7 protein-coding genes and 1 pseudogene are annotated in these 6,317 nt (G+C 66.9%); 3 read left to right on the top strand and 5 right to left on the bottom strand.

Going from position 1 to position 6,317, the window contains the following annotated elements; genetic code table 11:
- The first annotated feature begins 5 nt into the window (after positions 1 to 5).
- Positions 6 to 716, top strand: a complete 711-nt coding sequence (locus RMP10_RS07165) for a hypothetical protein (protein WP_310569684.1) — start codon at positions 6 to 8, stop codon at positions 714 to 716.
- Here the strand turns inward: RMP10_RS07165 and RMP10_RS07170 are convergent.
- Entirely contained in the window at positions 670 to 1,008 is a 339-nt protein-coding gene (locus RMP10_RS07170; RefSeq protein ID WP_310569685.1) for a HEAT repeat domain-containing protein, read from the bottom strand. The genes RMP10_RS07165 and RMP10_RS07170 overlap by 47 nt on opposite strands.
- 292 nt (positions 1,009 to 1,300) lie before the next feature.
- On the opposite strand from RMP10_RS07170, the gene RMP10_RS07175 reads away from it, so the two are divergent.
- Positions 1,301 to 2,560, top strand: coding sequence for a DUF4143 domain-containing protein (locus RMP10_RS07175; protein ID WP_310569686.1), 1,260 nt, complete (start codon positions 1,301 to 1,303; stop codon positions 2,558 to 2,560).
- Between the two features lie 26 nt (positions 2,561 to 2,586).
- Here RMP10_RS07175 and RMP10_RS07180 read toward each other — a convergent pair whose 3' ends face one another.
- The 3 genes from RMP10_RS07180 to RMP10_RS07190 are packed head-to-tail and all read right to left on the bottom strand — an operon-like array spanning position 2,587 to position 5,472.
- The gene (locus RMP10_RS07180; protein WP_310569687.1) at positions 2,587 to 3,084 is read right to left on the bottom strand and encodes a bacterial transcriptional activator domain-containing protein; all 498 of its coding nucleotides are present in this window, start codon (positions 3,082 to 3,084) and stop codon (positions 2,587 to 2,589) included.
- Positions 3,081 to 5,057: a hypothetical protein gene (locus tag RMP10_RS07185; protein WP_310569688.1), complete on the bottom strand. Its 1,977-nt coding sequence runs from the start codon at positions 5,055 to 5,057 to the stop codon at positions 3,081 to 3,083. The genes RMP10_RS07180 and RMP10_RS07185 overlap by 4 nt, the downstream gene beginning before the upstream one ends.
- Positions 4,993 to 5,472, bottom strand: a complete 480-nt coding sequence (locus RMP10_RS07190; RefSeq protein ID WP_310569689.1) for a hypothetical protein — start codon at positions 5,470 to 5,472, stop codon at positions 4,993 to 4,995. Before RMP10_RS07190 ends, RMP10_RS07185 begins: the two co-directional genes overlap by 65 nt.
- 189 nt (positions 5,473 to 5,661) lie before the next feature.
- On the opposite strand from RMP10_RS07190, the gene RMP10_RS07195 reads away from it, so the two are divergent.
- Entirely contained in the window at positions 5,662 to 5,967 is a 306-nt protein-coding gene (locus RMP10_RS07195; protein WP_310569690.1) for a hypothetical protein, read from the top strand.
- Between the two features lie 124 nt (positions 5,968 to 6,091).
- Here the strand turns inward: RMP10_RS07195 and RMP10_RS07200 are convergent.
- Positions 6,092 to 6,317 (bottom strand): annotated as a pseudogene (locus RMP10_RS07200) (hypothetical protein); the annotation flags it as partial.

Consider the following 6,317-nt stretch of genomic DNA (forward strand, 5'->3'; position numbering starts at 1 on the left):
CCGGCATGACGGGCAGTCCCAATCGAGACCGCCTGGTGCGGACGGCCCGCCTGCTGCGGCCACTGCTTGGGGAGTTCGTATTCGTCGGCGGTCAGGTGGCCGAGCTGCTCGTCACCGATGCATCGGTGGTCCGCATGCGTCCCACCGATGATGTGGACGTGATAGTGCCAGTGACGACGCGTCGGGCATATCACGACCTCCAGAGGCGACTGATGGCGTTGGGATTCGCGCCGGATCAGCGAGCAGGTGCCCCAATCTGCCGCATGCGCACCAGCGATGATCTTGTGCTCGACGTAATGCCGCTCGACGAGGACATTCTCGGTTTCAGCAACCGCTGGTACGCGTACGCCGTGGAGAGCGCCACCGGATTCATGCTCGAGCGAGGGCTGGTCGTGCGCATCGCCGCATCGACTGCCTTTCTGGCGACGAAGTGGGTCGCGTTTGCGTCGCGTGGAGCGGCGGATCCGATGAGCAGCCACGACCTCGAGGACCTGATCACCGTGGTGGCGGGCCGTTCCGAGATCATCGACGAGGTCCGCGCAGCGCCACCCGCGGTCCGACAGTTCATTCGCACCGAGACGGCCGCGTTCCTCGATGCGCCGTGGGCCAGCGGAGTTCTTGAGGGCAATCTGCCTGACGCGCGACGCGTGCCGGGGCTGGTTGATGCGGTTACCCGTCGGTTTCAGCAGCTTGCGTCGCCGGACGGAGCGAGCTGATCGCCCACGCCGCCTGTTCGCGCACGACCTCATGTTCATGCGTGAGCATCGCGTGCAGCACCGCAAGATCCTCGCCGGTACCCACATTCCCCAGCACCACGCACGCGTTCCGCTTGAGCATCCACAGCTTCGCCCGCTTGATCGCGCTCCCCTTGAACGCCGCCGCGTAATCCGCGGCGTCCATCATGCAGATCGCGCGCGCCAACGCCCGCGTGCCTTCGCGTGACTCCTCATCAAGAAACATCGCGCGCGGACGGAACGCCTCTTCGCGCAGCGCGCTCGTGAACGACACGTTCCACGGACACACCTCCTGGGAGGTGTGTCCGCAAAACCGTTTTGAGTTGGCGCTCGGGACCGGGAGGCGAACTCGCAATGCGCCAACGAGTTAGACCGCGGACCCTTCGCCGGGCTCGGCTGGGACTCTGCTGCTGGGGCGGCGTGTTGAGGGCATGGGAGTGGGCTCGTTCGCTGCATTTTAGCCATCAGATCCGTTGCAAGATGCATGGCAATGGCGTTGCATACTGACTAGTTCTGGTGTTGCTTTCGCGAGAGTTGCTCACCAAATCCGCCCCTGCCTTCCCATCATGCCCTACCGTCCTCGCATCGTCGATCCGGAGCTCGCGGCCCGTCTCGCGGCCACCGGTGCCGTGGTCATTGAGGGTCCGAAGGGCTGTGGTAAGACGGCCACCGCACGCCAAGTCGCCCGGAGCGAGGTGCTGCTCGACGTTGACGAGAATGCGCGGCGAGCGATCGCCATTGATCCCAGCCTCGTCCTGGACGGCCCGGTGCCACGGCTCTTCGACGAGTGGCAACTCGAACCCACACTGTGGAACCACCTGCGGCGTGCCGTCGATGCGCGTCAGCAACCGGGCCAGTTCATCCTCACCGGTTCGGCCGCGCCAACCGATGACATCACCCGACACACCGGCGCGGCGCGGATCACCCGGCTTCGGATGCGTCCGATGTCGCTCTTCGAGACGGGTCATGCGACGGGCGCGATCTCGCTCGGCGCGTTGCTCGCCGGGGAGGCTGCCCGCAGCCAGGAATCGACGCTTACAGTCACCGACCTCGCGACGCTGGTGGTGATCGGTGGCTGGCCCGGCAATCTCACGCGCACCAGCGCGCAGGCGATGCAGGCATCGCGCGACTATCTCGACGAGATCCGCCGAGTCGATCTCAGTCGTGTGGATCGGTCGACGCGTGATCCCGGCAAGGTGGGGCGACTGCTGCGTGCACTCGCTCGGCACGTGGCAACGGAGGCAAGCCTCGCGACGCTGATGGCCGACACCGTGGGTGCGGAAGGCGCGGATGGCGCACTCGCCCGCGAGACGGTGCGTGACTATCTCGACGCGCTCGAACGCGTCATGATCATCGAGGATCAACCGGCGTGGGCGCCGCATCTCCGCTCTCGATCGCGGATCAGGAATGCGGCGAAACGGCATTTCGTCGATCCGTCGTTGGCGGCCGCCGCGCTGCGTGCGACGCCAGCGCGATTGCTCGCCGACCTGAATGCGCTCGGGCTGCTGTTCGAATCGCTCGTGGTGCGCGACCTGCGCGTGTATGCGCAGGCCTCGGACGCCACGGTGCTGCACTATCGTGACAACACCGGACTTGAGGTCGATGCGATCGTCGAAGTGTCCGATGGCCAGTGGGCGGCCTTCGAGGTGAAGCTGGGGCAGGGGCAGGTGGATGCGGCAGCAGCCTCGCTGCTCACCTTCGCGACACGGGTTGATACGGCGAAGTGCGGTGCACCGGCAGCGCTCGGCGTCATCACAGCGTCAGGCTACGGCTATCGGCGTCCGGACGGAGTCCATGTGATTCCGGTTGGAGCGCTGGGGCCGTAGGCGGCGAAGGTCGCTGCGTCGCGAGGTCAGCGCTCGAGCCCAAGGACGGACGCGAGGAAACGCTTGGTCTCATCCGCCACATCGCCACCGAGTTCGGCCATGTGGCGCTCGCGGTATCGCTGCACGCGCAGCTGCGCTTCACCGCGTTGCCCCAGTGCGAGCAACGAGCGAACGACACCACGGAGGGCCGCGTCCCAGAAGGAATCCTCCTGTAGCGCGCGCTGAAACGTCGCCAATGCTTCCGGCACCTGCTGCGCACTCAGCAGGTCCTCGGCATGCTCCAGCAGTAGGGCCAGATACTCCGCGCGAAGCTGGTCCCGCTGATCGTCGGCCCAACCGCCAAACTGTTCATCCGCGCAGAAATCACCGCGCCACCACGCCAGCGCCTCGGCCCGCGCGGCACGACGTACTTCCTCTGTCGTGCCGAGGCGAACGCGCCGCCCCGCCGATCGGAACGCCTGAATATCAACAACAAGGCCGCGCGCAACGCCCAAGCGATATCGGCCGCGCGCATGTTCGATCAACGCGGCCTCGCCAAGTGCGCGCCGCGCGTGATGCAACGTGACGTGTAAGTTGTTGCGCAGCTGCGAGGGTGACAGATCAGGCCACAACGCAAGGCCGATGGCGTCCTTGGTGCACCCATCGGGACGACAACCAAGAAGCGCACATAATTCGCGCGGTTTGGCGTAGGGCCACGCGCCGTGTCTCGTTCGTGGAGCCGTACGGGACCGAGCAGCTGCAAGGTGAGTGACGCCTCGTTGGTCTCTGCCTCTCGAGATGCCGGCGTCCCACCCAGACGGACGGCTGGGAACTCGGCTGTCTGTTCCGGGACCAGGCCGGCGAGCAAGAACATCGCGTCGAGCGGAGACGTCGTCGATTCAGCGATCACCGCGTCGGCCACGTCGGTGCCAAGTGTCTGCCGCAGCGACTCGTACAATGCCGCCGCATCAGGATCATCTTTTAGAGTACTGCCGCAACGCGCCAGCACACCTCGAGCAGCTCCATGGAGTCGAGCGGCTAGCGCATGATCACCGCGCGCGAGCGCCGCACTCGCCAACACGTTGAACGCGTTCGCCACAAAGAGTGTCGGCTGTCCGTCCGAGTCGGCCAGCGTAGTGCCCGCCAGCCGCGACGCTTCCCCCCATGCCTGACGCCGAACCGCAATCGCCGCGCGTTCGCCGCGGGCATACGCCATCGTGGAGTAGGCGCCACAGTCGCGCAGCATCTGCTCCGATTCGCGCGCGTACCGCTCTCCACGATCGAGATCCTGCGGCAGCAAACGCCAGCAGTAGCTGGCGGCGGCAATCCCCAGCGCCCCGCGCAACAAGCCGAGTGGCACCGTGTCCAGCCTTTCGAGCAGCTCACTGACGAAACCGATCGCTTCATCGGGGTGCGCGGCCACTAGCGACCGCGCCCCCACATCCAATGCGCTCACCAGCAGTCTCGGATACTTCAGTCGACGCGCGGCGGCCACGGTGTCGCGTGACATGGCGTGAAGCGCCGCGCCGTCAGCAGTCGCCGCGAAATAGCCGAAGTACTGCGTGGCGATTGTCGCACGGACCCAGGTTCGGCGTTCCATATCGGTGCCATCCGCCGGGGAGACCCCATCGCGCCGTAGCGCGTGCATCACGCGTGTGCACAGCTGCGCATTCGCACTCCAGTCCGTGACGTCGAGCAGGATACAGACACTGTCGCGCAGTACGCGCGCCGCTTGGACGCTCTCTCCGGGCGTGCAACACCACCACTCGATGGCGGCACGAATGTTGGCCAGGTCGGGCACCACACGAGCGCGCCACACGTCGTGGTCGGCGCGCTCCATCTGTTCGGCAGCGTGTGCGACGAAGTGTGCGAGCGCTGTGCGGTATGCGGCCGCGATCGCGTCACGCCATGGCTCGACCGCCAAGTGCGCGGCGGCGAACCGGCGCACTGGCTCGAGCATGCGGTACCGAACGTCCTCACCGGTGTCGTCGACGCTGACGAGCGAGCGATCCACCAGTCGCGGCGGCAGGTCGAGCGCGTCCTGTGTCGTGCTGGCCGGCACCGCGCCAAGCGCCGCCTGGCCCACGGCCTCGAACACCTCGAGGGACCACCCACCGACAAAGATGGACGCCGCGGCAGCAACGGCCTGCTCCGAGGCCGTGAGTTGCTCCCAAGTCCACGCCAGCGCGTCCTCCATCGTGCGGTGACGCGCAGGGGCCGTGCGCGGACCGCCGCGCAGGACCCGCAGGGCGTCGTGGAGGCGCGCGCGCATCTGCATCGGTGACAACGTGCGCACCCGCGCCGCCGCCAGTTCGAGCGCGAGGGGGACGCCGTCGAGCGCGCCGCAGATCTCGATGACGGCGCGCATCGTCTCGTCGGTGATGCGCAACGCCGGGTTGGCCTCACGCGCCCGGGCGAGGAACAGCGTCACCGCCGCTGTTTCCCGCGTCGCGTCATCGCCCGCGACGGCGAGCGGCGGCACGGGCCACGTCTTCGCCGGGAACACCAATTGGCTCACGACTTGTGCACAGCACACGCGTTGCCGGCGCGGACCGCAGAAGCCGGACGACGAAGTCGGCCACGACGTCCACAACGGGCTCGCAATTCTCGAGAATGAGCACCGGCGGCGTTGTGTGGCAGGCCACGCTGATCGTCTCGCGCAGCGACGGCCCCGCGCGCGGCGCGAGATGCAGGGCGGCCGCGACGGTGCTGAGGACGTCCGTGTCGGTGGCGGCTGTCGTGAGATCGACCCAGCGTACGACCTGGTCGTGGCTCAGCCGCTGCGCCACGGCGAGCGCCGTGCGCGTCTTGCTGATGCCGCCGATCGCCAGCATCGCATGACGGACACACCACCGCAGATCGAACCACCCCCGCCGGTCGGTGAAGATCTTTGGCGCAGTCGTTGTGGCACTGCTGCTCGTGTTTGTGATCATGCACTTGTCTGGCGGTGTCTTCCGCGGGCACGGCGCGTGACGTTCTCGCCGTGGGTCCGCAAGGCCGCGCTCACCGCCCATGTCACATCATCACTTTGCTGGTTCGGCGCGGTCGCCGCTTTCCTGGCGCTTGCCGTATCGGGGCTCCGGAGCGCGGACCCACTGCAGGTGCGCGCCGCCTAACTCGCCATGGACGTCACCGCGTGGACGGTCATCGTGCCGCTTAGTGTCGCGACACTCCTCACGGGCTTCGCCCAGTCGCTCGGTACATCGTGGGGGATCATGCGATATTACTGGGTGGTCGCCAAGGTAGTGCTGACGGTGCCGGCCAGCGCGATTCTGCTGCTGCACGTGCGGCCGATCAGCTATCTCGCCGACGTCGCGGCGGCGGGGACACTCGCATCCGGTGGCGAGCACCGACTGCGTGAGCAGCTCATCGCGAACGCAGGCGCGGCGTTGTTCGTCCTCGTGGTGACCACCATCTTGTCGATCTAGAAGCCGCGCGGCCTCACGCCATACGGGCAGCGAAAGCAGCGCGCGGAACGACCGTTCTGATTACTATCGCATGCTGCTCATGCTTGCCGCGGTCCCGCGTACTGTGCGCGTGCCAACGTGAAAGTCACTGACGGCTCGCCTCGAGTGCGACTCCAATGCGTCGTGTTGTCTGCGGCGCAGACACTGGAGATGAGAGCGTCCGCAGGAACGCCTCGATCTGGCGGCGCTCGTTCGCCGAGAGCCGAAGGGCCCTGAGCTCGCTATGGCCGGCAGGTGCCGCGGGCGCCGTATTGTAGTGTGCGATCACGGCCGTGAGCGACGATATCTGACCGGCGTGCATGTACGGCGCG

This window comes from Gemmatimonas sp. (assembly GCF_031426495.1).
In the GTDB taxonomy this organism is placed as follows: Bacteria; Gemmatimonadota; Gemmatimonadetes; order Gemmatimonadales; family Gemmatimonadaceae; genus Gemmatimonas.

What these genes read in the sequence shown, in the direction of transcription:
- RMP10_RS07190 (WP_310569689.1), bottom strand. Translation starts at nt 5,472, where the DNA reads ATGATCACAAACACGAGCAGCAGTGCCACAACGACTGCGCCAAAGATC.
- RMP10_RS07165 (WP_310569684.1), top strand. Translation starts at nt 6, where the DNA reads ATGACGGGCAGTCCCAATCGAGACCGCCTGGTGCGGACGGCCCGCCTG.
- RMP10_RS07195 (WP_310569690.1), top strand. Translation starts at nt 5,662, where the DNA reads ATGGACGTCACCGCGTGGACGGTCATCGTGCCGCTTAGTGTCGCGACA.
- RMP10_RS07175 (WP_310569686.1), top strand. Translation starts at nt 1,301, where the DNA reads ATGCCCTACCGTCCTCGCATCGTCGATCCGGAGCTCGCGGCCCGTCTC.